General features: G+C 45.7%; 25 protein-coding genes. 17 read left to right on the top strand and 8 right to left on the bottom strand.

The genetic code is table 11. The features are described 5' to 3' along the window. Positions 1–84 precede the first annotated feature (84 nt). Positions 85–1527: a 6-phospho-beta-glucosidase BglA gene (gene bglA / locus HWY38_RS18135; RefSeq protein WP_032873380.1), complete on the top strand. Its 1443-nt coding sequence runs from the start codon at positions 85–87 to the stop codon at positions 1525–1527. 147 nt (positions 1528–1674) lie between these two features. After that, a complete protein-coding gene (locus HWY38_RS18130; RefSeq protein WP_224182326.1) occupies positions 1675–3144 on the top strand; it encodes a glycoside hydrolase family 30 protein in 1470 nt (489 codons plus the stop codon). A gap of 43 nt (positions 3145–3187) precedes the next feature. Here the strand turns inward: HWY38_RS18130 and HWY38_RS18125 are convergent, their stop codons facing one another. Together HWY38_RS18125 and HWY38_RS18120 are read right to left on the bottom strand one after the other, a co-directional pair. Further along, entirely contained in the window at positions 3188–4678 is a 1491-nt protein-coding gene (locus HWY38_RS18125; protein WP_224182325.1) for a sodium:solute symporter, read from the bottom strand. Beyond that, positions 4678–4878: a DUF3311 domain-containing protein gene (locus tag HWY38_RS18120; RefSeq protein ID WP_007612000.1), complete on the bottom strand. Its 201-nt coding sequence runs from the start codon at positions 4876–4878 to the stop codon at positions 4678–4680. The genes HWY38_RS18125 and HWY38_RS18120 overlap by 1 nt, the downstream gene beginning before the upstream one ends. A 185-nt stretch (positions 4879–5063) precedes the next feature. Here HWY38_RS18120 and HWY38_RS18115 point away from each other — a divergent pair, with 185 nt between their 5' ends. Together HWY38_RS18115 and HWY38_RS18110 are read left to right on the top strand one after the other, a co-directional pair. Beyond that, positions 5064–5987, top strand: a complete 924-nt coding sequence (locus HWY38_RS18115; protein ID WP_224182324.1) for a ring-cleaving dioxygenase — start codon at positions 5064–5066, stop codon at positions 5985–5987. 2 nt (positions 5988–5989) lie between these two features. Beyond that, positions 5990–6592 carry an alpha/beta hydrolase gene (locus HWY38_RS18110; protein WP_224182347.1) on the top strand — a complete coding sequence of 201 codons (603 nt, stop codon included), beginning with the start codon at positions 5990–5992 and terminating at the stop codon, positions 6590–6592. A 43-nt stretch (positions 6593–6635) separates the two neighbouring features. Here the strand turns inward: HWY38_RS18110 and HWY38_RS18105 are convergent, their stop codons facing one another. Continuing rightward, the gene (locus tag HWY38_RS18105) at positions 6636–7244 is read right to left on the bottom strand and encodes a nitroreductase family protein (RefSeq protein ID WP_003153727.1); all 609 of its coding nucleotides are present in this window, start codon (positions 7242–7244) and stop codon (positions 6636–6638) included. Between the two features lie 129 nt (positions 7245–7373). Here HWY38_RS18105 and HWY38_RS18100 point away from each other — a divergent pair, with 129 nt between their 5' ends. After that, positions 7374–7715: a winged helix-turn-helix transcriptional regulator gene (locus HWY38_RS18100; RefSeq protein WP_012117759.1), complete on the top strand. Its 342-nt coding sequence runs from the start codon at positions 7374–7376 to the stop codon at positions 7713–7715. A gap of 39 nt (positions 7716–7754) precedes the next feature. Here HWY38_RS18100 and HWY38_RS18095 read toward each other — a convergent pair whose 3' ends face one another. Both HWY38_RS18095 and HWY38_RS18090 read right to left on the bottom strand, forming a co-directional pair. Then, positions 7755–8123: a hypothetical protein gene (locus tag HWY38_RS18095; RefSeq protein ID WP_224182346.1), complete on the bottom strand. Its 369-nt coding sequence runs from the start codon at positions 8121–8123 to the stop codon at positions 7755–7757. A gap of 52 nt (positions 8124–8175) precedes the next feature. Next, entirely contained in the window at positions 8176–8565 is a 390-nt protein-coding gene (locus HWY38_RS18090; RefSeq protein WP_003153733.1) for a tautomerase family protein, read from the bottom strand. A gap of 202 nt (positions 8566–8767) precedes the next feature. Between HWY38_RS18090 and HWY38_RS18085 the strand changes: the two genes are divergently transcribed. Further along, positions 8768–9001 (top strand): hypothetical protein, encoded by a 234-nt coding sequence (locus tag HWY38_RS18085; protein ID WP_224182323.1) that lies wholly within the window; start codon positions 8768–8770, stop codon positions 8999–9001. Between the two features lie 34 nt (positions 9002–9035). Here the strand turns inward: HWY38_RS18085 and HWY38_RS18080 are convergent, their stop codons facing one another. After that, positions 9036–9500: a hypothetical protein gene (locus tag HWY38_RS18080; protein ID WP_007611985.1), complete on the bottom strand. Its 465-nt coding sequence runs from the start codon at positions 9498–9500 to the stop codon at positions 9036–9038. 97 nt (positions 9501–9597) lie between these two features. Here HWY38_RS18080 and rarD point away from each other — a divergent pair, with 97 nt between their 5' ends. From rarD to bshB2, 4 genes are all read left to right on the top strand, one after another. Beyond that, entirely contained in the window at positions 9598–10494 is an 897-nt protein-coding gene (gene rarD / locus HWY38_RS18075) for an EamA family transporter RarD (protein ID WP_224182322.1), read from the top strand. 67 nt (positions 10495–10561) lie between these two features. After that, complete coding sequence (locus HWY38_RS18070; RefSeq protein WP_224182321.1) at positions 10562–10840, top strand: hypothetical protein; 279 nt, start codon at positions 10562–10564, stop codon at positions 10838–10840. Next, a complete protein-coding gene (locus tag HWY38_RS18065; RefSeq protein ID WP_007611980.1) occupies positions 10837–11187 on the top strand; it encodes a YojF family protein in 351 nt (116 codons plus the stop codon). The genes HWY38_RS18070 and HWY38_RS18065 overlap by 4 nt, the downstream gene beginning before the upstream one ends. Before the next feature lie 17 nt (positions 11188–11204). Continuing rightward, positions 11205–11870 (top strand): bacillithiol biosynthesis deacetylase BshB2, encoded by a 666-nt coding sequence (gene bshB2, locus HWY38_RS18060; RefSeq protein ID WP_007407961.1) that lies wholly within the window; start codon positions 11205–11207, stop codon positions 11868–11870. A 27-nt stretch (positions 11871–11897) separates the two neighbouring features. Here the strand turns inward: bshB2 and HWY38_RS18055 are convergent, their stop codons facing one another. Both HWY38_RS18055 and HWY38_RS18050 read right to left on the bottom strand, forming a co-directional pair. Further along, positions 11898–12746 (bottom strand): STAS domain-containing protein, encoded by an 849-nt coding sequence (locus HWY38_RS18055; protein WP_224182320.1) that lies wholly within the window; start codon positions 12744–12746, stop codon positions 11898–11900. Between the two features lie 13 nt (positions 12747–12759). Next, the gene (locus HWY38_RS18050) at positions 12760–14121 is read right to left on the bottom strand and encodes an MATE family efflux transporter (protein ID WP_224182319.1); all 1362 of its coding nucleotides are present in this window, start codon (positions 14119–14121) and stop codon (positions 12760–12762) included. Between the two features lie 277 nt (positions 14122–14398). Between HWY38_RS18050 and cdaS the strand changes: the two genes are divergently transcribed. The 7 genes from cdaS to sucA all read left to right on the top strand — a co-directional run bounded on the left by cdaS (position 14399) and on the right by sucA (position 24540). Continuing rightward, on the top strand, positions 14399–15025 hold the full coding sequence (gene cdaS / locus HWY38_RS18045; protein ID WP_007611976.1) for a sporulation-specific diadenylate cyclase CdaS: 627 nt from the start codon (positions 14399–14401) through the stop codon (positions 15023–15025). Between the two features lie 118 nt (positions 15026–15143). Continuing rightward, entirely contained in the window at positions 15144–16355 is a 1212-nt protein-coding gene (locus HWY38_RS18040; protein ID WP_224182318.1) for a macrolide family glycosyltransferase, read from the top strand. Positions 16356–16675: 320 nt separating this feature from the next. Continuing rightward, a complete protein-coding gene (locus tag HWY38_RS18035) occupies positions 16676–17911 on the top strand; it encodes a LysM peptidoglycan-binding domain-containing protein (protein WP_224182317.1) in 1236 nt (411 codons plus the stop codon). Positions 17912–17992: 81 nt separating this feature from the next. Next, positions 17993–18583, top strand: a complete 591-nt coding sequence (locus HWY38_RS18030) for a superoxide dismutase family protein (protein WP_007407968.1) — start codon at positions 17993–17995, stop codon at positions 18581–18583. A gap of 77 nt (positions 18584–18660) precedes the next feature. Further along, positions 18661–19551, top strand: a complete 891-nt coding sequence (locus HWY38_RS18025) for an AAA family ATPase (protein ID WP_224182316.1) — start codon at positions 18661–18663, stop codon at positions 19549–19551. A gap of 10 nt (positions 19552–19561) precedes the next feature. Next, positions 19562–21478: a nitric oxide reductase activation protein NorD gene (locus tag HWY38_RS18020; protein WP_224182315.1), complete on the top strand. Its 1917-nt coding sequence runs from the start codon at positions 19562–19564 to the stop codon at positions 21476–21478. Between the two features lie 227 nt (positions 21479–21705). Beyond that, positions 21706–24540: a 2-oxoglutarate dehydrogenase E1 component gene (sucA, locus tag HWY38_RS18015; RefSeq protein WP_022553224.1), complete on the top strand. Its 2835-nt coding sequence runs from the start codon at positions 21706–21708 to the stop codon at positions 24538–24540. The last annotated feature ends 7 nt before the right edge of the window (positions 24541–24547 follow it).

Here is a 24547-nt window from a genome sequence, read left to right as displayed (position 1 = left end):
ACACTTGCGAAGCGGATGCTTGAAGCGGCTGCAGTGCATTTATTCGGCATGCAAGCGGCAGTCAAATAAAGGAGGATATAAACGATGGGGACATTGCCAAAAGATTTTTTATGGGGAGGCGCTCTGGCAGCCCACCAATTTGAAGGGGGATGGAATAAAGGCGGCAAGGGGCCGAGTGTAGTGGACGTCATGACGGCAGGCGCGCATGGTGTGCCCCGGAAAATAACAGATACAATTGAAGAGCGGGAATTTTATCCGAATCATGAAGCGATCGATTTTTATCATCGTTATAAAGAAGACATCGCATTATTCAGCGAGCTGGGTCTGAAATGTTTAAGAACGTCCATCGGCTGGAGCAGAATTTTTCCTAAAGGTGATGAAGCCGAGCCCAATGAGGAAGGATTGGCTTTTTACGACCGAGTGTTTGATGAATTGCTGAAACATGGGATTGAACCGGTAATCACGCTGTCACATTTTGAGATGCCGCTCCATTTGGCGAGGGAATACGGCGGTTTCAGAAACAGAAAAACAGTCGGATTTTTTGTGAAATTCGCTGAAGTGTGTTTTGAACGCTATAAACATAAGGTGAAGTATTGGATGACGTTTAACGAAATCAATAATAAGATGGATGTGAATAATCCGATCTTTTTATGGACGAACTCGGGCGTGGCCGTCAAAGAAAACGAAAACGCAAAAGAAGTCATGTATCAGGCCGGCCATCACGAACTGCTGGCAAGCGCATTGGCTGTTTCGAAGGGAAGGAAAATCAATCCCGAGTTCAGGATCGGCGCGATGGTATCACATGTTCCGATTTACCCGTACTCATCTCACCCCGATGATGTGATGCTGGCTGAAGAAACGATGAGACAGCGTTTTTTCTTCCCGGACGTGCAGGTTCGCGGATATTATCCAAGCTATGCGTTAAAAGAATTTGAAAGAGAGGGCTATCAGATACACTTTGAAGACGGTGATGAAGAGATTTTGAAAAACGGCCGAGTGGACTACCTCGGATTCAGCTATTACATGTCTACAACCGTAAAAAGTGATGTATCAAACGATAATACCGGGGATGTCGTAAACGGAGGATTGCCAAACGGCGTGGACAATCCTTATATTACAGCGAGTGATTGGGGCTGGGCGATTGACCCGACCGGTTTACGGTACACATTAAACCGCTTATACGACCGCTACCAGATTCCATTATTTATCGTGGAAAACGGATTCGGCGCCATCGACACATTAGAAGAGGACGGTTCAATTCATGACACAGCAAGAATTGAATATTTATCGTCACATATAAAAGCTTTGAAAAAAGCAATCACATATGATGGTGTGGATGTAATGGGCTATACACCATGGGGAATTATTGATATCGTGTCATTTACAACCGGAGAAATGAAAAAACGCTACGGTATGATTTATGTTGATCGGGATAATGAAGGCAATGGTTCAATGAGGCGGCTTAAGAAAGACTCATTTGAATGGTATAAAAAAGTAATTGAAACAAACGGTTCATATGTATCCTAAAGGTGTAAAAAGGGAAGGCTTCACCGTTGTGTGAAGCCTGCTTTTTATCAGTAATTTTGAAAACGCATTCATTTAAGCGGGAAGGAGGTGACTGTCCGGCTTTTCATTTAGAATCGCTTATAAAAATAAGGAAAGGGATGGTGGTTCATGTTTTTTAAAAAAGGTCTGCACAAGACGCTGGTTTTTCTTTTGTTTTTCTTTTTCATATCAAGCAGCATGGAAACCGAAGTGTATGCGGCTGATCGGAAGGCTTCAGACAAAAACAAAGTAAGGGTGTGGTTCAGTTCTGAAAAAGATCCGGCTTCCCGTACGTGGTATGACGGGCCGCTGGAAGTGAAATACGCCTTAGACGAACAAACACCGCTTACATTGACAAAAAAGAAGGCTTCTGACTCCGCCGCTGTGTATATTGATCCGTCGCGCCGCTATCAAAGTGTGTTAGGCGTAGGATCGTCCCTGGAAGAATCCACAATCCATAATTTGTCAAAAATGACACCCGCAAAAAGAAAAGAAGTGCTGAAAAAACTGGTTGATCCCAAAGATGGTATCGGCATGGACGTTATGCGCATAACGATCGGGACATCTGATTTTACGGCACAGGAATTTTATACGTATGACGATATGCCTGAAGGCCAAACAGATCCTAAGCTCCGTCATTTCTCGATCCAAAAGGATATTGATTTACACATTACAGCAACCATCAAGGAAGCGCTGGCGATCAATCCGGAACTGAAAATCATTGCCTCGCCGTGGAGCCCGCCGGCTTGGATGAAAACGAATGAAAACCTCAAGCGGGGAAAGCTGAAAGATAAATATATCGACGCACTGGCCGTTTACTTCCGCAAATTTATTGAGGCGTACGAAAAGCAGGGAATTCCGATTTATGCCATGACCCTTCAAAATGAACCTTTGCTGGAAATCGACTATCCGAGCATGTATATGCCGCCGTCTCAGCAGCGCAAACTGGCACTGGCCTTAAAAAAAGAAATGAAAAAACACGTAATTGACACGAAAATTTGGATTTATGATCACAATGCGAGCGGGGCGTGGAACTATATTCCGCCGATTTTAGATGATAAAAAAGGAAACCGGGCGGCAGACGGCATCGCTTTTCACGATTATGACGGTGACCTTTCCGTCATGTCGGAAATCGGAAAGAGATATCCTGATCAATCTATTCACTTAACGGAGCGGTCTGTCTGGGGGACGGCAGGGGCGGACCGGATCGCGCAGTATTTCCGCAACGGCGCGTCGAGCTATAATGCGTGGGTAACGATGCTCGACAGTCAAATCAAGACGCATCATTGGATAGGCATCCCAGACCCGACGCTGTTTATTCAGGATGCCAAAAACCCTGACCGCTATTGGAATATCCCGATCTTTCATATGACAGGAAACTTTTCAAAATTTATCGACCGTGGAGCAAAGCGGATAGAAAGTAATTACGGCTCCAAAAACACAGTCTCGAATGTATCGTTCCTTAATCCTGATCAATCCATTGTGACAGTCGTAATCAACCAGACATCCGCCGATCAAAAATTCCATGTCGTTTCAGAAAATCGGCAGTTTGAAGCTGTCATTCCGGCTAAAACTGTGGCTACCTACAAATGGAAGTGAAAAAAGTGAAAAACCGGCACATTTACGTGCCGGCTTCTTTCTGTTAAGCGCCTTTTTGGTTCAGTTGATCAGAAGGCGCTTTATTGAATAAACCGTCTTTGACGGCGTTTGAAGCCGCTTTTTTTACAAAAAACGGGTTAAGGATAATAACGGCTGCCATGTTAGCGGTCAAACCCCAAAAGCCTTCATATATACCGTGGGCGGATTGGGTGATATTTACCGTGAATGTCACGATAAGACCGACGAGAAGACCAATAATTGTCGCTTCTTTCGTTTGATTCTTCCAAAACAGACTGACGGCGATAGCCGGAAAGATCTGAACCATGCCGGAAACACCGAGAAGCTGAAGGGTAACGAGCGCAGTCGGGAACAGCATGCCGAATAAAAGCGCGAGCCCGATGACGACAAAGACCATTGAACGGGTGATCATCGTCAGCTTGCTTGGTGACACATTCGGGTGAATCAAATCCCGATATAAGTTATTCGCAAATAAGTTTGATGCTCCGATGGCCATGATAGAGCAGGGAATCAATGACGCAAGGGCAATCGTGGAGTAAGCAAAGCCCTGCGCGACTCCGCCGTAAGACGTTTGAATCAGCTTCAATAAAGCGAGCCGCGGATTGGTATCTTCCGGCAGGACAAGAAACGCGATAAAGCCGAGAAAAATAACAAGAATTAAAACAATATTATAAAGCGGCAGAAACATGCTGTTTTTGCGGACGGCATCTGCGCTTTTTGCCGTAAATACGCCGGTTGCCGCATGCGCCCACATAAAGAGCGCCAGCGCAGATACGATGGAAGCTGTGACAAACCAAGGGATTCCTTTCGGCCCCGAGTCCGGGATCGTCAGCATTTGCGGCGCTTTTTCAGCCAGGGTGTGAATCATCGGCGTCCAGCCGTGAAAATGGATCAGCGGGAGTGAGACGACCATAAACAGCATAATCACCCACACCAGAATGTCTTTAATAATCGCCGTAAAGGTCGGCCCTTTAATTCCGCTGAAAAAAGTATACAGCGCTACAAGAATAAAAGAGATGATGACGACCATATTGACATTAATGACACCCGTTCCGGCCACCTGAAGCGTATCTTGAATTCCGCTCAGCTGGAGACAAATATAAGGAATGAGCATAAGAACGCCGACAATGGCGACAAGACTGGCCAAAAGTTTACTGTCAAAACGCTCACGGGCATAATCGGCAAGCGTCGTTAATTTGTGTATTTTTGCCACTTTCCACAGCTTCGGCAGAAAGAAATAAGCGATAAAATACGCCAAAACAGAATACGGGATTGCAAAAAAAGCAACGCTTCCCCCTGTGTAGGCTGTGCTTGTTAAGCCTAAAAACGTATAAGCCGTATAAAGATCCGCGCCGACTAAAAACCAGACGAGGAGCCCCCCGAACCGTCTGCCGCCGACAGACCATTCCTCAACAGAAGTGCGTGATGATTTGTCTCTCCCGGCTATAAAGCCGATACAGACAACGGTTAAAACGATGATGGCTGTAATGATCAATGCTGTTATATTTGCGGGCATCAGTCCAGTCCTCCTTGTTTCTTCTGCAGCCTATAAATAAGAAACGAACATAATGGAGTGACTGCGATCCATAAAAGCAGCCAGAAATGAAAAAAAGGCAGCCCGATAATGATCGGATGAACCCGATTAGCGGCTGACAGCAGGGCTAGCTGGCTGAAAGGGATTAAGATGAGAACGAAAATTAGTGCTTTTCTGACCATTTACTTTCCTCCTGAAACTTGATAATGCTCCTTATCATAGCAGGTGTCAGATAAGATCACAAGATATTTTTCAGAAAAAAAAGAATTCTATTACTTTTTTAACTGAAACACTTTAGTTGCATCTTCATTCATATTAAATTAGAATAGTTAATATCTCGAAATCAAGATATTTAGGAGTGAATACGTTGGATACACAAGGATTGCACCATGTTACCGCATTTGCAAAAGATCCTGCTGAAAATCTACGGTTTTATACTGAAGTGCTGGGTTTGCGGCTCGTTAAAAAAACCGTTAATTTTGACGACCCGGCCACTTATCACTTTTATTTCGGCAACCAAAACGGAGAGCCGGGCACGATTATTACATTTTTTCCTTTTCAGGGAAGCCGCCCGGGAACCGTGGGAAAAGGGCAGGCCGGAAGAATTTATTTCTCCGTGCCGAAAGGAGCACTCGCGTTTTGGAAGCGCCGGCTTGAAGAAAACGGCTTGTCTGTAAAAGAACAGATCATGCTGTCTGAACAAGTGCTTCTCTTTAATGATACAGAAGACCTGCCGCTTGCCATAATGGAAGATGAAAGAAGCGGACAAAGTGAATGGACTCCTGCGGGCATTACTGAAAAAGAAGCGATCACAGGCATGAGAGGTGTTCTTCTGTACTCGTACCGTCCTGAAGCAACCATTCAATTTCTCATAGAACGCTTCGGTTATTCAAAGACAGGAGAAGAGCATCAGATTGTCAGGCTGCAATCGGAGGCGCGGATCGGACATATTATAGATGTTGACCTTGCGCCGAAAGAAACAGGTATCGGCGGTTACGGGACAGTTCATCATGTCGCTTTCCGCACTAGTGAAAAAGAGCAGGCGGAGTGGAAGGATATTCTTGCTGATTCTCATCTTGCTTCATCTGACATTCTTGACAGGTCTTACTTCACATCAATTTATTTCAGGGAAAGCGGCGGCATTTTATTTGAAATGGCAACCGATGAACCGGGCTTTATGACGGATGAATCCTTTGAAAATCTCGGAACAGACCTGAAGCTTCCGGAATGGCTGGAAGAGCATCGCAGCCAGATTACAGCTGTTTTGCCCAAAATGGAGAAAGGAGAATGATGATGAAACATGTGTTTGAACAGGGAACGTCAGAAAATGTTCTGCTGCTTTTGCACGGAACGGGAGGAAATGAACATGATCTTCTGTCGCTCGGACGTTTTATCGATCCGAACGCAAGTCTGCTCGGGGTCAGAGGATCAGTGTCGGAAAACGGCATGCCCCGTTTTTTTAAGCGGCTGAAAGAAGGCGTATTTGACGAGAAAGATTTAATTGAACGGACGGAAGAATTAAAGAATTTTATTGAGGAAGCGGCGCAAATGTACGGATTCAGCAGAGAAAACGTGATTGCTGCCGGCTATTCAAACGGCGCCAATATTGCAGCAAGTCTTTTGTTTCATTATAAAGATGTACTGAAAGGAGCGGTTCTGCATCATCCGATGGTGCCGATACGCGGAGTGAAGCTGCCTGATATGGAAGGGCTGCCTGTGTTTATCGGTGCGGGAATACGCGATCCACTATGTACAAAAGAAGAATCGGAGGAGCTTTATCAGTATCTGACAGATGCTCATGCATCCGTTGCTCTTGAATGGCAGGAGGGCGGTCATCAGCTCACACAGCAGGAAGCAGAGCAGGCACGAACCTGGTACAGTGAGCGATTCCTATAAAAAACCCTTAGTCTGCTTAAGCGGACTAAGGGTTTCTTTCATCTTACAGCCAAGTTGACACTTTAGATACAGGCAGCCGGTTGCTTTTATGCGCCGGCTTAACGGCTTTACCGATTGAAATCAGCATGACGGGCACGAAACGCTCGCTCACGTCGAATTCCTTAACGAATTGCTCTTTATTGAATCCGCCGATCGCGCAAGTGTCGTAGCCTTTTGCTTTAGCGGCAAGCATCAGCTGCATCGCTGCTAAAGAAGCGTTTAAAAATGCTGAATCACGGGCAAACTGATCATTTTGGTATGCACCGTTAATCTGGCCTAAAAGCGTTTGTTTAATCTCTTCTGTGATATTGCCTTGCTCAGCCAGTTCAGCATAAACGTCTTCACCATTTTCATTTGCTTTTAAGTCGCCTAATACGGCAATAACTGCTGATGAATCAATAATCTGTTTTTGATTAAAAGCAACCGGAAGCAGGGCAGCTTTTGCTTCATCACTGTGAAAGACTTGAAAATGCCAATGCTGAAGGTTCCAGGCGGAAGGCGCTTGCGTTGTGATTTCAAGGAGTTCTGTTAATTCCTCTTTTGTAATGACCGCGTCTTTATCGTATTCTTTAACAGATGCGCGTTCTTTTAAAACGTCTAATACGGATGTCATCATGTTTCCTCCTTCGGATAAACGTGTTATCATAATAGAAAAGTTAGAAGCTTACTAAATGTAACTCGGAAACTAATTTTAATGGATCACAAAAAACTTGTCAATTCATAGATGAAGGGATGAACTCACGTGGGATATACAATGTGTCCTAAAATGGAATCCGCTTTTTCCCTTTTGGGAAAGCGCTGGAACGGCCTCATTATCCATGTACTGATGGACGGGCCGAAACGATTTAAAGATATGACCGAAACGATACCGACAATCAGCCAAAAAATGCTCGCGGAGCGGCTCAAAGAGCTGGAACAAAATGAAATCGTCGAGCGTCAGGTGCTGCCTGAAACACCTGTCAAAGTCATTTATAAACTGACTGATAAAGGCTTGGCCCTGCAAGCCGTTTTTCAGGAAATGCAAAAATGGGCAGACAGTTTTTGCGAGCCCGGGGGGTCTGCCAACGACACATGTGATGAATAACAAAGGCTGCCCAAGGCAGCCTTTTCTTAATGATAATGTTTACTCGTCATAAAAACCATTAAAATCAAAATTGTTCAGATTGAGGTTCAAGCCTTTTAATTGCTTTAATAAAGCATCAAATGTAAGGAAATAATCATTTTTACATTCCGCCGGAACATCATTTAAAGAAAATAATTTCATTCCTCCTTCAATCCACTGTTTCCGGTATAACTGAAATGCTGCTTCAATTAAATGATCAGGCGTTACAATAAACCCTAGGCTTACGTCATGGTCTTCGCTGTAACCGAATTCAAACCCGCAGCAGGGGCAAATATCAAATGTTTTTTGATATTCGCCGTTATAAACGGGGCTTGTCTCTAATCCTTTAAATCCGCATATCAAACAAGGGTACAACTTACTAACCAAAATACATCCCTCTTTTATTCAGTTTGCAATCATTCAGAACAAGCGGGGAGGCCTTTTACAGTTTCCCGGTTAAAAACTGAGCCTCACCAAGCCCGAAGCTCCAATCGGCGTTCCCGTTTTCTGTAATGGAAATCATGACGTCCTCGGGTGATATGCCGCATTCTGTTTTAAGCTGATCAGCCATCAGTTGATATAACGTTTCTTTTTGATGTTCGGTGCGCGCTTTGCTGACAATGCTGATGATGACAAGATCTTTGCTTCTTTTGAAACCGAGCCCGGTATCTTCAATGATAAGCTCATGAGGCCGATGCTGGTGAACGATCTGATAACGGTCCGTTACAGGGACGTCAAAAGCTTTAACCATGGCGTAATGGGCGGTATCCAGTAATTTTTTTAATGCTGCGTCATCCCGGCCTTCAATAACGTCAAAACGAAGTAATGGCATATTTTATTCCCCCTGATGGTTTTTTATCATGTCGCAACTTGTAAAAAAGTATAACAATTAATCAAAATGTAATCAAATTATAACCAAAATATTTATACATTAATGCAATATCACAGAGAGGCACATGTTGTTACAATCGCCCAATCAATTTCCTCATTTTATGAATACGCTTAAGAATAGGCAGACATAAAGGAGGAAAAACATGTACCCTCGTCATGCATTGTATCGCGGGAATTTCGGTCCTGCCGGATTTCCGGCGAGAAGTCCTTTTTTGTTCGGCGCTCCTTTATTCGGCGGATTTTTAGGCGGTCTTCTCGGTGGCGTGATTGCCACAGGTTTTACAAGACCCCGCTATCCGTACGGGTTCGCCGGTTACGGAGGCGTCCCATACGGCGGTTTCGGGCCGGGAGCCGGCGGTTATCCGCCATTTTATTAAAGAAAAAACGGCCTGCATCGCGCGGGCCGTTTTTTTATCTTAAAATCTCCACTTCCGATAGATTGTAGTCTTCCTGTTTTGAAAACATAACTTCAATCATCCCGTCTTTATAGACTGCTTTTGTTCCTTTTCGTTTGACGAGGCTCGGAAGGACGATTTCTTTTTTTCCTTCTCCCAGACTGCTGTTCTCTACAACGAGGCTGTGTGACGTATGCTTAATCCTGATACGGTCGAGTTCCTCTTGTTCTGCGGGAATTTTCGCAAAAACATGATCGGATGTTTCAAACAGGTCAATTTCCGGCTTGGGCGGTTCCGCTTCGACCGGATCGGCCTTTTTGGACATTGGGTCGCGAAAAGGGAACTGTCCGGCATAACCGGCGCCGAATACGCTTTCCATCACTCGGTTGACATATGTCTCGACATCTTTCGGATCAGCATTTTTAAACGTTTCTTTAGAGAACTGATTTTGGAAGGGAAAATATTTGTTCCAATCAAACACGGCATCTCACCCTTTCTTAACGGACAACATAGTATATGCCCGCCGGAAGCTTCCCGTGATATAATATAATCTGTTTACAGAAAGGAAGGGGAAGGCCGTGCAAGGGAATAACGCAAGAAAAGGAATCATTTATACCGCTTGTTCTTTCGCCATGTGGGGGCTGTTTCCGGTCTATTGGAAACTTCTTGAACAAATACCCGCATTGGACATTTTAGCTCACCGGATTTTATGGTCATTTGTTTTCATGTGTGTGCTTTTAACTGTGCTTAAGAAGTGGAAAACCGGATGGCGTGAACTGCGTCTTTTGAAATCGGAAGGGGGCCTGCTGGCGCTTTTTTTCGCTTCCGTTTTAATTTCCGTTAATTGGTTTGTGTACATATGGGCCGTCAATCACGGCTTTTTGCTTGAAGCAAGTCTCGGGTATTACATTAATCCGCTCGTTTCCGTTCTTTTGGGCATCCTATTCTTAAAAGAAAAGCTTAACAAGATGCAAACAGCAGCCGTTTCTATTGCCGGGGCGGCCGTGATCATATCTGCGTTTCAATATGGCGCGGTTCCTTATATCGCATTGCTGCTTGCATTCAGCTTCGGCCTGTACGGCTTATGCAAAAAAAGAACCCGCATGTCCAGCACGATGGGACTGACGCTGGAGACGCTTTTGATTACCCCGGCTGCACTTGTTTATTTAGGATATACAGCTGACGGGAGCACTTCCGGGTCCTTGGGGGCAGGAACATGGGCGCTCCTATTTTTCGCAGGCGTATTTACGGCCTTGCCGCTGTTGCTGTTTGCAGAGGGGGCAAAGCGTCTGCCGCTGTATCAAGTCGGCATTTTGCAATATATAGCGCCGACCATTACCCTTATGCTCGGCGTATTTGTGTATCATGAACCGTTTTCCGGGCAAAAAGCGTTTACCTTCATTTGTATATGGGCAGCATTGCTTTTGTTTACCTTTTCACAGATCAAATGGAAGCGGCCGATAAAAAGCCGCTAAGCCTTTCGCTTTCCAGCGATAGCTTAAATTATGTATAATCATTACGAGTATGTAAAGGAGCTGTACAATGGGCACTGATAAAGACATAGCAAAAGCCTATCAGGCACTGTGGAGTAACCGCACTCTCCCGGCTTCAACTCTTGAAGAAGCGGAGAAGGCAATTGATCTTGAACTGCTTGATCAAAGAACACATCCGAGGCTCCGGAAGACACCCGAGGAAAAGTTTGCTCTGGCGGTGCAGCGAATTGTAGATTCCCGGCTGCGGCCGATTGAGAAATATGAATTGGTTGAACTACATACGAAGCGTTTGCAATTTTTAAAAGAAGAAAGAGGGGAGCAGCTATGAAAGCGATCATAAAAGAAGATGTGCAAACTTCTTTAGAGCGATATGCCGATCGTCCTGTATATATCCATTTGGAAACAACGACCGGTTCTTATTCAGCGCATCTGAATGAGAAAAATATGACGGTTGTAGCCTATATACGCAATGCAAAAGTGACGTACCATCAGGCGAAAATCAAAGGAAACGGCCCGTACCGCGTCGGTTTGAAAACGGAAGAAGGCTGGATTTACGCAGAAGGTCTGACTGAATATACAGTAGATGACGAAGACCGCTTGTTAATGGCAGGGCATCTGCCGGGCGGAAAATTGGCGATTTCGCTTCAAATCAGCGAAAAGCCGTTTACAGTTTAAAGAAAAGGGTGAAAATCATGAAAGAACATGTACTCGTCATCCTGCCTCACCCTGATGATGAATCATACGGAGTGGCAGGGCTGATTGCTTTACACAGACAAAAAGATATTCCCGTTACGTATGCATGCGCAACGCTTGGCGAAATGGGCCGGAACATGGGAGATCCTTTTTTCGCGAACCGTGAAACACTGCCGCTGTTAAGAAAACAAGAGCTGATCGACGCATGCAAAGCAATGGACGTTACTGACCTGAGAATGCTCGGGCTTCGTGATAAAACACTTGAATTTGAAGATGACGAGTGGCTCGCGGATATGATGGAAGAGATTATCGACGATGTAAAACCGAGTCTGATTGTCACATTCTATCCGGAGCACGGCGTCCATCCGGATCATGATGCATGCGGCGAAGCGGTTATCAGAGCGCTTTACAGAAAGAAAAAAGAGGACCGCCCGCGCACGCTTTGCATGGCAATCACCCGCAACAGGGAGGAAGCCGTCGGCAAGCCTGATGTCATTCTTGATATTAAAGAGGTTGCCGATATTAAAATGAATGCATTAAAAGCGCACCGCACCCAAACGGAAGGCATGCTGAGAGAGCTGGAAGAAAAAATAAAAAATAACGAGCCGGTTCTTCAGACATGGTTTGAAGAAGAAGTGTATTGGACATATCCGTGGAAAGACTGATAAAAAAAGGGATAAGGCTGAAATGCCTTATCCCTTTTTTTGTGTCAGATCGGAGGCGATCGCTTCCGCAAGCGAAGACCGTATTGATAAATTTGAAAAACTCAGTCCGAGCTGCACCGCGGTTTGGGCGATTTCAGGACGGATTCCGGATAATGTCGCTTTCACGCCGAGCATTCCGAGTGATTCAATTAAGGTGAAAAGCTGTTGGGCAACCATCGTATCAATCATGGCTACGCCCGATAAATCAATGTACAGCTGCGTGATGCGCTTCTCTGAACACTGGTGCAGCGTATTCTCCAAAATCATTTTGGCTCTTGCTGTGTCAATATCCCCGATCAACGGCAGCAGTCCGACATTGTCAAAAAGCACAATTACCGGCGAGCTCAGCTCGGTGATCAATTCTTTTTGCGCTTCAAGCTGAATGTTTGTGTTTTTATACATTTCCTCTATGAAAATATGAATCACCACATCAAACGATTTAATCAGCGTATGGAATATATCTTCGGCATCTTCTTCTGTCAAGGTGTCTGAATGAAGTCTGGTAAACTGCTTGACATGGCCGACATACAAATCACGAACTCTGATAAACTCGCGAATAATATAATGGATGGGAGTTTTTAAATGTTCTTCATCCCGTGCGGCTTCAAACGCCCACTTTTCCAATGCCGCTGTATATACTTCCTTCTCTTCAGAAAAAATCCGATTGAGATGATAATTAAACGCCAGATTTTGTTTTTTCAGATTCGTGAGTACAGCCGGGTCAGTAGAAGCATAAACAGAATCAGGATCCGTATCATGAAGGGTATCAAACCATGTCTGACTGATGTCCTCCGCCCGTTCAGTTAAATAATCGTACAGCAGTTTATGTTTTGGCATTGCTGCTCCTCCTTTATGAAATCATCATTTTTTTCACATAATGCTTTTGCAGTTTCATCAGTCTGAAGAATAAACCGACAGCTCCTGCGGCAAGTCCTGCAATTAACCCGATCCAGTAGCCGTATGCCCCGAGGCCCGTATAAGTGCCGACTGCGTAACCGACCGGAAGCCCGATAATCCAATACGACACAAAAGCCGCGCCGAGTGTATAGTTGACATCCTTATATCCTCTCAGAGCGCCTTGTATCGGAGCTGCTACGGCATCAGAAAGCTGGAAAAACAGCGCATAGATTAAAAAGTGCTGCGTCAACATGAGCACCGCCGGATCTGATGTATACATTCCGGCGATTTGCGGCCTGAACAGCAAAATGAAAGCCGCCGTGCATAAAGAAAAACTAAGCGCCATCACGATCCCGATATAGCTGTATGAGCGGGCATCTCTATAGCGCTTTGCGCCTGCTTCAAAGCCGACCAAAATGGTCATGGCCATGGATACGCTGAGCGGCAGCATATACAAGAGGGAAGCAAAATTCATTGCCGCTTGGTGGGCTGCAATCGTCACCGTCTGAAAATGGCTCATAAGCAGTGTGACAGCCGCAAAAATGCTCGTTTCAAAAAATACCGCAAAACCGATAGGCAAACCGATTTTCAAAAGCTTTCTGCATTCAGACGGAGAAAAACGGTACAGTTTCCGAAATACAGAGTACCCGGCAAACGGCTCAAATCTGCAGACGATAAAAAAGCTGATGGTGCAAATACACCAGTAAGTCAGGGCGGAAGCGAGCCCCGCACCGACTCCGCCCAATGCCGGCATGTTGAATTTTCCGAAAATAAATACATAATTTAAGACAAAATTAATAGGCAATGAGCAAAGCGTAATAAGCATTGTGACTCGCGTTTTGCCGAGTGCATCAATAAACGAGCGCAAAACGGTGTACACAAACAAAGGAAAAATACCGAGGGATAAAAACCCTAAAAAGTGTTTGGCGATCGTCCGGACACGAGGTTCCAGCCCCAAATGTCCCAAGATCATATCAACGGTGAAAAAGCCGATCAGGATAACCGCCGCACTGAGAACGGCCGCTACATAAACGGCCTGGATGACGGAAAACGGCACTTCCTTTTGTCTGCCGGCTCCAAACAGCTGCGAAACAACGGGCGTAACGGCCATTAATATTCCTGCAAGGCCCGTATACACCGGTGTCCACAGGCTTGAACCGATTGCAACCCCGGCTAAATCGGCGGCGCTCACTTTCCCTGACATCACCGTATCCAAAAAGGTGATCAGGGAAAGGCCCGCCTGTGTGATTAAAATCGGAATGAAGATATGTAACAGCTGTCTGACCTTTTGGCCGATCGTGTTCGTTTCTCTCAAGTTAGGTTCCCCGTTTCTTTATTTTAACGAGAGAAATTATAACATTTTATGTATAAAAAGCAATGAAAGCCGGCCTACTCTTTTTTGTCCGGTTTCGGCTTTTTAAACATCTTGGCATAAATGAATGAAAGTGAAATGACCCCTAAAAAGGTGCAGATATATTGCATCAGCCGTGCGAATTCCATATGATGTGCACCTCCTTTCATGATTATGGTGCACACAGCGGCGCATATCCATGCGCGCGATGCAGAAAATAAGGGAAAGGAGCTGATGTGACATGCGCCACACTCAAATGACGGAAAGCGCGTTTACCGCTGCCGTTCAAACGTATTTGAAACAAATTACAGAGGATGCCGGAATGATACTGCGGACATTGGATGAAAAAGACCAATGCCTTCTTTGTGAATTAGATGAACTGGGACATACGTTTCAGGAAATGCAGGCTGTCGCTTCGTCGTTTTACCTGCAGACATATATCGAACATTTTACGCCTTCCTATACAGAGCTGGCGAGGGCCGTGCAGCATCTGGCGGAAGAAAAACACGGAGCGCTGATTGTGATCGAACGTGCAGATCCGCTGGACGGAATAATACAAAAAGGGACCAGCCTGCATGCCGAGATCAGTGCGGCTTTAATTGAGAGTATTTTTTATCCCGGCAATCCGCTTCACGACGGAGCCGTATTGGTCAGAGAAAACCGGGTTGTATCAGCAGCCAATGTGCTTCCGCTCACAACAAAACATGTCGATCTCAAATACGGGACGCGCCACAGGGCCGCGATGGGACTTTCGGCCGTGACTGATGCACTCGTGCTCGTTGTTTCAGAAGAAACGGGAAAAATGTCCTTTGCTAAAGACGGCGGACTGTATCCGCTTGTTTCTCCGCGGGCGCTTCATGCGAAATAATAAGAAAATGGGAATATTGTACCCATTTAATATTAATAAGGTGAACATCTTTACCTTTTTCTGTATTGGTGTTATCGTTTAAATATACATAAAATTTAAAAGAATAGGGAGTGGAAAGATGGCAAATGTATTGATGATCGGCTTTCCGGGAGAAGGCCATATCAATCCGTCTTTAGGCGTCGTAAAAGAACTGAAGGCAAAAGGGGAACATGTCGTATATTACGGGGTGAAGGAATATGAGAACAAAATCGCGTCAAGCGGAGCGGAATTCCGTGAATATGAAGATTTCCGAAAAGATGAATTCGGAAAAAACGCAACGGGTGATGAACAGCGGGACGCTACCGAGTTTTTGCTATTAATGATTGAGACTTCCAAAAAAGCCGCACTCCGTATTCTTGAGGAAGTAAAAGATGAATCCTACGACTACATCCTGTATGATCATCATTTTCTGGCAGGAAGGCTCGTGAGAAACCAGCTGAAACTGCCGGCATATTCACTTTGTACGACATTTGCAATGAATGAAGCATTTATTAAAGAAGTGTTTTCGAATACAAACCTTGTATCAGAGGAATCATCTCATTATCCGGCTTATACCGAAGCGGTCAGCCGGATCAATGAAGAATTCAGCGCAGACATTAAAACGCCGTATGATATTTTCTCAAATGACGGCAGAAAAACCATCGTATTTACTTCAAGAGCGTTTCAGCCGAAAGAAGAAGAGTTTGGCGATGCTTATCTCTTTGTCGGCCCGTCCATTACCGAAAGAGCGGCGGCTCAAGATTTCCCGTTTGAACAGCTTGAAGGAGAAAAAGTCCTGTTTATTTCCATGGGCACGATTTTTAACAATCAGAAGGAATTGTTTAATAAATGCTTAAAAGCGGTCAGAAACTTTAACGGAAAAGCCGTCATGTCAATCGGCAAACATCTTGATCCGGCGGAGCTTGATGAAATTCCTGAGAATGTCATTGTCAAGCCTTATGTTCCGCAGCTTGAGATCCTGAAGAGAGCGGACTTATTTATCACTCACGGCGGAATGAACAGTACGAGCGAAGGGCTTTACTACAAAACCCCGATGATCGTCATTCCGATGGGCGCAGATCAGTTCGCCGTCGGAAGCCAAGTGGAAAACACGGGCGCGGGCAAGATGTTTAAAAAAGAAGATGTAACAGCGGAACTGCTCACTGAAGCAATAAAAGAATTGAGCGAAAATCCTGAATATCGGACAAAAGCTTCTGAAATCGGAGAATCCCTGAAAGCGGCCGGCGGAGCACAGCGTGCAGCGGAATTGATAGCAGAAGACGTGAAAACTGCCGAGACCCGGGTTCTGTAATCAGCCGTCACCCGCTTCCTTTAAAGGAAGCGGGCTTTTTTTGATTGTTTTTCGGGAGGATTTTTCACGCCGTAAAGAGAATTGTATGAAAAACAGACAAGAAAGGTGGAATGTCGCGGAAAAAAGCCATGTTATGAAAATGATTCCAAAGTCTTTTGTGAAATGTTCTCAATTTATGTAAAATGTGTGGCATTGGTGATGATCTAAGGCCAAATGAATCGGAATTAATGTCGACTTCTGAATGAATCCTGCATAACAGGCGGCGTCCAAAGAAAAGGAACGTCCCTTTCAGCAATGATAAATAGGAGGTTTTTCGTTATATGAAGAAAAAAATCGCAGCCGGACTGGCTGTATCTGCAGTAATGACTTCAACCTTCGCCGTGCATCCCGCTGAAGCAAAAACTATTCAAGTAAAAAGCGGCGACTCTCTTTGGAAGCTTTCCCGGCAATATCATACAAGTATTTCGGCCCTGCAGGCGGAAAATAAACTGAAATCAACGATACTCCACCCAGGACAGCGGCTGCACATTCCTGACGGCAGCGGCAAAACCGGACAAAAGGGAAAACGAAGCACGGGTGCTTACACAGTTACATACGGAGACTCATTATGGGTGATCGCAAAAAAATACAAAATGAGCGTTTCTGAGCTGAGAAGCCTGAACCGTTTGAGTTCAGATGTCATCTATCCGGGCCAGAAACTGAAAATTAAAGGGTCTGCCGGCGGCACGGACGGAGGCGGCAGACAGACAAAGCCTGATAAAGGCGCATCAGGGACTTACACTGTGAAGCCGGGTGACTCGCTGTGGAAAATCGCCAATCAAACCGGGATCACCATCGCCGAACTGAAAAAGCTGAATCAATTAACATCAGACATGCTGTATCCGAATCAAGTATTAAAGCTCAAAGGTTCTTCACATAACGGAAACAGCGGCAAAACACCGCCATCTCATTCAAACCCTTCTGAGAAGCCATCCACTTACAAAGTAAAAGCAGGCGACTCCCTCTGGAAAATTGCTAATCGGTTCGGCATCACCGCTCAGCTCATCAGAGAAAAAAATAAATTGACAACTGATGTGCTTCAAATCGGACAAGTTCTGGTGATTAACGGAACGGGAAAAACAGAAGATCCTGTGCGGCAGCCGGATAACAAACCGGCAAAGCCAAACAAGCCGAATACCCCGGAACCTCCGGTGACAGGCTCAAAGATTGACAGAATGATAGGCGAGGCGAAAAAACATGTCGGCGTTCCTTACCGCTGGGGAGGCAATACGCCTGCGGGCTTCGATTGCAGCGGTTACATCTATTACCTTTTAAATAAGGTAAGCTCTGTTTCCCGTCTGAGCACGGCCGGATATTGGAATACGATGAAACATATCAGCCAGCCGTCAGCAGGCGACTTTGTCTTCTTTACGACATATAAAGCGGGTCCTTCTCATATGGGAATGTATTTGGGCGGAGGAGATTTTATTCACGCAAGCTCCTCCGGGGTTGAAGTTTCAAACTTAAGCAATCCGTATTGGAAAAAAGCGTATTTAGGAGCACGCAGTTATTTTTAAAAAAGCCTTTCGGGGCTTTTTTTGTTTACCATTTTCACGTTTTGACAAGACTGATGGGTAAAAAAATAAGGGGGAGGAAGCATGAATCGTCTCTTGCTTTTTCTCATGCTCGCATCAATTACGCTTTGCGGCTGCGGGGGGAGACCCGCTCCTGTTCCGCCCAAAAAACATGGGGAAAGCCGCGCATTGGAAGCATCTGCATACCGTGAGCATGCCGGACTCATCAATCAAAACGGAAAAACGATCGGATATATCGAAGTGAGGGAATCTGATGATGAAGGGTCAGACATTCATATATCAGCGGGGCATCTGCCGCCCGGCACTTCTCTCGGATTTCATATTTATGAAAAAGGGACTTGTCAGGCACCTGATTTCGAATCAGCCGGGGGACCGTTCAACCCTTTGAACAAAGAACACGGCTTCAACAATCCGATGGGTCATCACGCCGGGGATCTCCCCAATCTTGAAGTGGGGGCTGACGGTAAAGTGGATGTCATTATGAACGCGCCGCAAACTTCATTAAAAGAAGGGAGCAGACTCAGCCTGCTCGACCGGGACGGAAGCGCGTTCGTCATCCATGAACATACGGACGATTATTTAACAAACCCGAGCGGAAATTCCGGAGCCAGAATCGCCTGCGCTCCCCTGACAAAAAGCGCCCGCAGGGAATGAGCCCTTTTGTATTGAGTATACAAGGGCTTTTTTAGTATACTCGGTTATGGAATACAAATGGAAAGGAAACATCACCTATGACTTCAGAATTACAGTACCTATCACTTCCGGAAGATATACAAAACAAACTGCAGGCTTATCAAAATCATCCCGTTTCCCAAGAATTCCGGGATTTAATCGGATCATCAGGCTATGAGGCCGAAGATAAAGCGATTGTATTCGATGCCGTCATTGCTTTGACAATGGGAAAAAATATCTTATTAAAAGGACCGACGGGTTCAGGGAAAACAAAATTGGCGGAAACGCTTTCGAACTATTTTCATAAACCGATGCACAGCGTCAACTGCTCCGTAGACCTCGATGCAGAAGCGCTTGTCGGCTATAAAACGATTGAAAATGAACAGGGACAGGCGACAATTGAATTCGTTCCCGGACCTGTAACAACCGCAATGAACGAAGGACATTTTTTATACATTGACGAAATCAATATGGCAAAGCCTGAAACCCTTCCGATTCTAAACGGCGTGCTTGATTACAGAAAAATGATGACAAATCCCTTTACAGGAGAAGTGATTAAGGCAAGCGAAGGATTCGGTGTTATCGCCGCGATTAATGAAGGCTACGTCGGCACAGTTCCGCTGAACGAAGCCCTTAAAAACCGTTTTGTCATCATTGATGTTCCGTATATTAAAGGAAGCCTCCTGAAACAGGTGCTGACCTCTCAGTCTGTCTTAAAAGATGAGAAATTAATTGAGCGTTTTATGACGCTGTCTTCTGATTTAATCGCACAAGCGCATAACGGACAAGTGTCAGAAGAAGCGGCGTCCATCAGGGCTCTCATTGATACGTGCGACTTGGCTGCGTACATCCCGCCGAAACGGGCGATTGAAAGAGGCATCGTGGAAAAACTTGACGACGACAGGGAAAAAGCCGCTGTCAGAAATATTGCAGAAACGCTGTTCGAATGAGGGACATACAATGAAGTTTATCAAATTTAACGACAGCACGATTGATTCGTTTTTGTTCATGATGCTGACTGACCTGGCCAAAACACTGACCAGAAGCAGTGAAGTTGAAGTGGAATACGGCGTGCAGTCTTACTACAATCCCTTTGAAAAGAAAATTTACATGAGCCACTTTTGGAAAGACCGCTCAGCCGGGGATATGGAAGCCGGCCTGAAAAGCGATGTCTATTTGCGCGCTGTCGGAACACGCAGCAGCTCATTTCGGGAATTTGCGGGCTTTTTAAATGACGTTCACCGGCACTTCACCCGCCAAAGCTTTGCCAAGCAGCTGTTTATGCTGCTTGAGGATATCAGAATTGAAGAGCTGATCAAAAAAGAACGGCCGGGAACGAAACGTGTTTTTCAGAAGCGGAGGGAGATGTACAGGAAATATTTCACGACGCAGCTGACATTGAATTTAGAACGGAGCATTTTCACCGACGCTTTGTATTGCGCGATGTTTGTCAAGCTGACGGCTGAGTCTCCGCTTGAAGGCATTCCTTCCATGCATGAACATATTGATATGATGATACCGTATATTGAACGTCAGCTCATCCGGGTGTATGAGGCGGATTCTACGGAACAAATCGCAAGAATAACGGAAGACCTCATGGAAGGCCTTGATGAAGTGCTTGAGAAAGATATGCTGAATACGTACTTTTTTCTGCCGGAACTTGATTACGAAAAAGCGGCTGAAGAGCCTTTGTTCGAAAGCGTAAAAAAAGCGCCTTCGTTAAGTGACGATCTCACGCTCCCTGAGTCTTCCGACGGAGATGAAGAAATCCTTGAAGAGAAAATGAATACGTGGCACCGGGAAACCGAAGCGCCGGCAAAAAGTTTCCTTCAATTTGATATTGAGCACGGCGCGAAATCAGATTTTGGGAAAGACGCGGCCAGAGAAGGCGATGACGGTGACCAGGCGCTCGGCTCCGTTCAAGGTTCCGCACGTCAGACGAAAAGAGAGGATTACTCAAAACTGGAAGCGCTTGAATCCATTCAGGATGAACATAAGGGCGCTGGGCTGGCTGACGGAAAAGAAAACAAATTTGCCTTCCCGGTTTATCAAACGCCTCATAAAGCGTCTCCTGAAGAGGAGCAGTCTTATAAAGAACAGGCAAAAACGATAGAATCATATCAAAAACGCCTGAAGCAGATGATACAAAAAACACTTGAGCACAAAAAAACGCTCCCGCGGACCGACCTTCACGCAGGCCGGCTGAATCGCAAACTGATCCGCTATTTTACGGAGCGGAACCCGCGCCTTTTCTATAAAAAGCAGGACCCGTCTTCAGACATTGACGCCGTTTTCACATTGCTTGTCGATTGTTCGGCCAGCATGTTCGACAAAATGGATGAAACCAAAAGAGGGATCGTTCTTTTTCATGAAGCCTTGAAATCAGTGTCCGTACCGCACCAGATCGTCGGGTTTTGGGAGGATACGAACGAAGCGACTGAAACGAGCCAGCCGAATTTCTTCAATACCGTCATTCCGTTTGAAGAGTCGCTGCTGCAGGCGGCGGGTCCGCTGATCATGCAGCTTGCGCCTGAAGAAGATAACAGAGACGGATACGCCATCAGACAAATGACGAAACAGCTGATGCGGCGGAGTGAGGCGCAAAAATTTTTAATCGTGTTTTCAGACGGAGAGCCGGCAGCATTCGGATACGAACAAAACGGCATCGTCGATACGAGCGAGGCTGTCATCGAAGCGAGAAAAAAAGGGATAGAAGTCATAAATGTTTTTCTGTCCAATACTGCGATAGAAGAATCACAGATGAAAACCATTCAGGATATGTACGGAAAGTACAGTATTTTTGTTCCGGATGTTGATCAGCTGCCCGATGTGCTGTATCCGCTCTTGAAAAAACTGCTTCATAAAAGCATAGGATAGGCTTTTTCCTATGCTTTTTCGCTTTTTATTTTAAAATGATTTAATTTTTTCGGTATTGATCTGTTTTTTTTACTATTTTGTGAACAATCAAGGTAGAATCCAAACGCAATCAGTGGTAAAATATCCTTGGAAGCGTTTTTATTACATAATTTTGGGCACAGCGTTCAAAAGTTATTTCAAGATAGTGAATTGATCACTTGATTATCTAGGTTGGGGGTAATATTCAAATGTTTCAAAATAATATGAAACAAAGAATGAATTGGGAAGATTTTTACGGACCGAACCTCGGCTATGCACTGGAGCTGTACGACCAATATGCTGAAGATCCAGACAGCATTGATCCGGATCTGAAAGACATGTTTGACGAACTCGGCGCTCCGCCAAGCCAAATAAAAGAGGCATCGGGAACAAAGGAACAGGGACGCGTCACCGCAGATCTGATTCAAAAGATCGCAGCAGCAGTTAAACTTGCAGAAGATATTCGAACCTATGGCCATCTGAACGCTTCCGTCAATCCGCTCAGAAAGGATCCGAAAAAGAGCGAGCTCTTTCCGTTATCCGAGTATGGGCTTACAGAAGAAGAAATGAAAGCAATACCCGCGTCTGTCATCTGTAAAGACGCACCTGCCAATATAACAAACGGCTTAGAAGCCATCCAGCATTTACGCAATACCTATAAAAGAACCATCTCCTTCGAGTTTGACCATGTGCATGATTTCGAAGAGCGCGCATGGATTACAAAAATGGTCGAATCCGGAGAACTGTTCCGGAAAAATTCACCGGAAAAACTGTCAGCCGTTTTAGAAAGACTGACGGAAGTAGAAGGATTTGAACAATTTTTACACCGGACATTCGTCGGTCAGAAGCGTTTCTCAATTGAGGGGTTAGACGCGCTTGTGCCGGTTCTTGACGACATTATCGCCCAGTCTGTGAAAGCGGGCACAACCAATGTCAATATCGGGATGGCGCACAGAGGCCGTTTAAATGTGCTTGCGCATGTGCTCGGCAAACCGTATGAGATTATTTTCTCGGAATTCCAGCACGCGCCGAATAAAGACCTTGTGCCGTCTGAAGGATCGACCGGCATCAGCTACGGCTGGACGGGCGATGTAAAATACCACCTCGGTGCAGACAGACAGCTTCAGGATGCTGAAACCAAAAGCGCGCGGATTACGCTTGCAAATAACCCGAGCCACTTGGAATTCATCAATCCGATCGTTGAAGGAAGCACGCGGGCGGCACAGGAAACAAGAACGCAAAAGGGGTACCCGGTTCAAGACGAAACAAAATCGCTCGCCATTTTAATTCACGGTGACGCAGCGTTTCCGGGAGAAGGCATTGTCGCCGAGACGCTGAACTTAAGCTCTCTGAAAGGCTATCAGGTCGGCGGGGCCATTCATATCATCGCCAATAATATGATCGGCTTTACAACTGAAAGCGATGAATCACGATCCACGAAATATGCCAGTGATTTGGCGAAGGGCTATGAAATCCCGATCGTTCACGTCAACGCGGATGATCCGGAAGCATGCCTGTCAGCCGTTAAATTTGCGGTTGAATACCGGAAGCGGTTCAATAAAGATTTCTTAATCGATTTAATCGGGTACAGACGGTACGGCCACAATGAAATGGATGAGCCGTCAACGACACAGCCGATGCTGTATGACGCCGTCAGAAAACACCCGACTGTCAAGCGGATCTTTGCGGAAAAACTCGTAAGTGAAGGTCTGATCAGCGAGGAAAAAGCGCAAAACATCGAAACGGCAGTGACAAAACGAATTGAAGACGCCTATAAAAAGGTGCCCGCCAAAAAAGAAGACGCCGTACGGGAAATTGAATTGCCGGAACCGGTGTCCAACGGTTTTCCAGACGTTGACACAGCCATTGACTTTGATGTTCTCCGCAAGCTGAACGGCGAACTTATCAACTGGCCGGAATCTTTTAACGTGTTCGGCAAGCTGAAAAGAATCCTGGAAAGACGTGCAAAAGCGTTTGATGATGACCGTAAAGTTGAATGGTCATTGGCTGAATCGCTTGCGTTTGCTTCCATTTTGAAAGACGGCACGCCGATCCGGCTGACCGGACAGGATTCAGAGCGCGGAACGTTCGCTCAAAGAAACCTTGTGCTGCATGACAGCGAAACAGGAGAAGAATTTGTTGCCCTCCATCATTTAGACGACTGCGCTGCTTCATTTACGGTGCATAACAGCCCGCTCTCTGAAGGATCGGTTCTCGGCTTTGAATATGGATACAACGTGTATTCGCCTGAAACGCTTGTGATGTGGGAGGCGCAGTACGGGGACTTTGCCAATGCGGCTCAAGTCTATTTTGATCAATTCATATCTGCAGGACGGGCAAAATGGGGACAAAAATCAGGACTGGTCATGCTGCTGCCTCACGGTTACGAAGGGCAGGGTCCTGAACACTCCAGCGGCCGCGTCGAGCGGTTCCTGCAGCTGGCGGCGGAAAACAACTGGACGGTGGCCAACCTGACAAGTGCGGCTCAGTATTTCCACATTTTAAGAAGACAAGCGAAAATGCTGCTTCGTGAGGAAATCCGCCCGCTTGTGATCATGACGCCGAAGAGCCTGCTGCGCAACCCGAATACGGTATCTGAAGTGCAGGAACTGAGCGAAAGCCGATTCAAGCCTGTCTATGAGCAGTCCGGTCTTTCCCATGCTTACGAAAAAGTGACTCGCGTCGTATTATCAAGCGGAAAAGTGTCAATTGATATCAGCGATCACTTCAACAAAATGGAAGGCGATAAGGATTGGCTTCATATTGCCAGAATCGAACAGCTGTATCCGTTCCCGGCAAAAGATACGAAGGAGCTTTTCGCCAAACTGCCGAACCTGCAAGAGATCGTTTGGGTTCAGGAAGAGCCGCAGAACATGGGGGCATGGAGTTATATCAGCCCGTATCTGACGGAAATTGCGCCAAAAGGAGTAAATGTCCAATACATCGGCCGAAGAAGACGATCCAGTCCCGCAGAAGGAGATCCGACAGTCCACAAAAAAGAACAGGAACGCATTGTATCTGATAGCTTGACTCGCAAAAACTAAGGGGGAA

The sequence above is a fragment of the Bacillus sp. KS1 genome (assembly GCF_020075515.1).
Taxonomy (GTDB): domain Bacteria; phylum Bacillota; class Bacilli; order Bacillales; family Bacillaceae; genus Bacillus; species Bacillus velezensis.
The sequence above is the reverse complement of the archived record's forward strand: the minus strand, read 5'-3'. Positions and strand labels throughout refer to the sequence as shown.

Bases quoted from the DNA above. Each gene is read 5' to 3' on its own strand.
- cdaS (WP_007611976.1), top strand. From the start codon at position 14,399: ATGCGCCACACTCAAATGACGGAAAGCGCGTTTACCGCTGCCGTTCAA.
- HWY38_RS18065 (WP_007611980.1), top strand. From the start codon at position 10,837: ATGAAAGCGATCATAAAAGAAGATGTGCAAACTTCTTTAGAGCGATAT.
- HWY38_RS18035 (WP_224182317.1), top strand. From the start codon at position 16,676: ATGAAGAAAAAAATCGCAGCCGGACTGGCTGTATCTGCAGTAATGACT.
- HWY38_RS18055 (WP_224182320.1), bottom strand. From the start codon at position 12,746: ATGCCAAAACATAAACTGCTGTACGATTATTTAACTGAACGGGCGGAG.
- HWY38_RS18130 (WP_224182326.1), top strand. From the start codon at position 1,675: ATGTTTTTTAAAAAAGGTCTGCACAAGACGCTGGTTTTTCTTTTGTTT.
- sucA (WP_022553224.1), top strand. From the start codon at position 21,706: ATGTTTCAAAATAATATGAAACAAAGAATGAATTGGGAAGATTTTTAC.
- HWY38_RS18025 (WP_224182316.1), top strand. From the start codon at position 18,661: ATGACTTCAGAATTACAGTACCTATCACTTCCGGAAGATATACAAAAC.
- HWY38_RS18125 (WP_224182325.1), bottom strand. From the start codon at position 4,678: ATGCCCGCAAATATAACAGCATTGATCATTACAGCCATCATCGTTTTA.
- bshB2 (WP_007407961.1), top strand. From the start codon at position 11,205: ATGAAAGAACATGTACTCGTCATCCTGCCTCACCCTGATGATGAATCA.
- bglA (WP_032873380.1), top strand. From the start codon at position 85: ATGGGGACATTGCCAAAAGATTTTTTATGGGGAGGCGCTCTGGCAGCC.
- HWY38_RS18040 (WP_224182318.1), top strand. From the start codon at position 15,144: ATGGCAAATGTATTGATGATCGGCTTTCCGGGAGAAGGCCATATCAAT.
- HWY38_RS18070 (WP_224182321.1), top strand. From the start codon at position 10,562: ATGGGCACTGATAAAGACATAGCAAAAGCCTATCAGGCACTGTGGAGT.
- HWY38_RS18120 (WP_007612000.1), bottom strand. From the start codon at position 4,878: ATGGTCAGAAAAGCACTAATTTTCGTTCTCATCTTAATCCCTTTCAGC.
- HWY38_RS18085 (WP_224182323.1), top strand. From the start codon at position 8,768: ATGTACCCTCGTCATGCATTGTATCGCGGGAATTTCGGTCCTGCCGGA.
- HWY38_RS18090 (WP_003153733.1), bottom strand. From the start codon at position 8,565: ATGCCATTACTTCGTTTTGACGTTATTGAAGGCCGGGATGACGCAGCA.
- HWY38_RS18110 (WP_224182347.1), top strand. From the start codon at position 5,990: ATGAAACATGTGTTTGAACAGGGAACGTCAGAAAATGTTCTGCTGCTT.
- HWY38_RS18020 (WP_224182315.1), top strand. From the start codon at position 19,562: ATGAAGTTTATCAAATTTAACGACAGCACGATTGATTCGTTTTTGTTC.
- HWY38_RS18030 (WP_007407968.1), top strand. From the start codon at position 17,993: ATGAATCGTCTCTTGCTTTTTCTCATGCTCGCATCAATTACGCTTTGC.
- HWY38_RS18105 (WP_003153727.1), bottom strand. From the start codon at position 7,244: ATGACATCCGTATTAGACGTTTTAAAAGAACGCGCATCTGTTAAAGAA.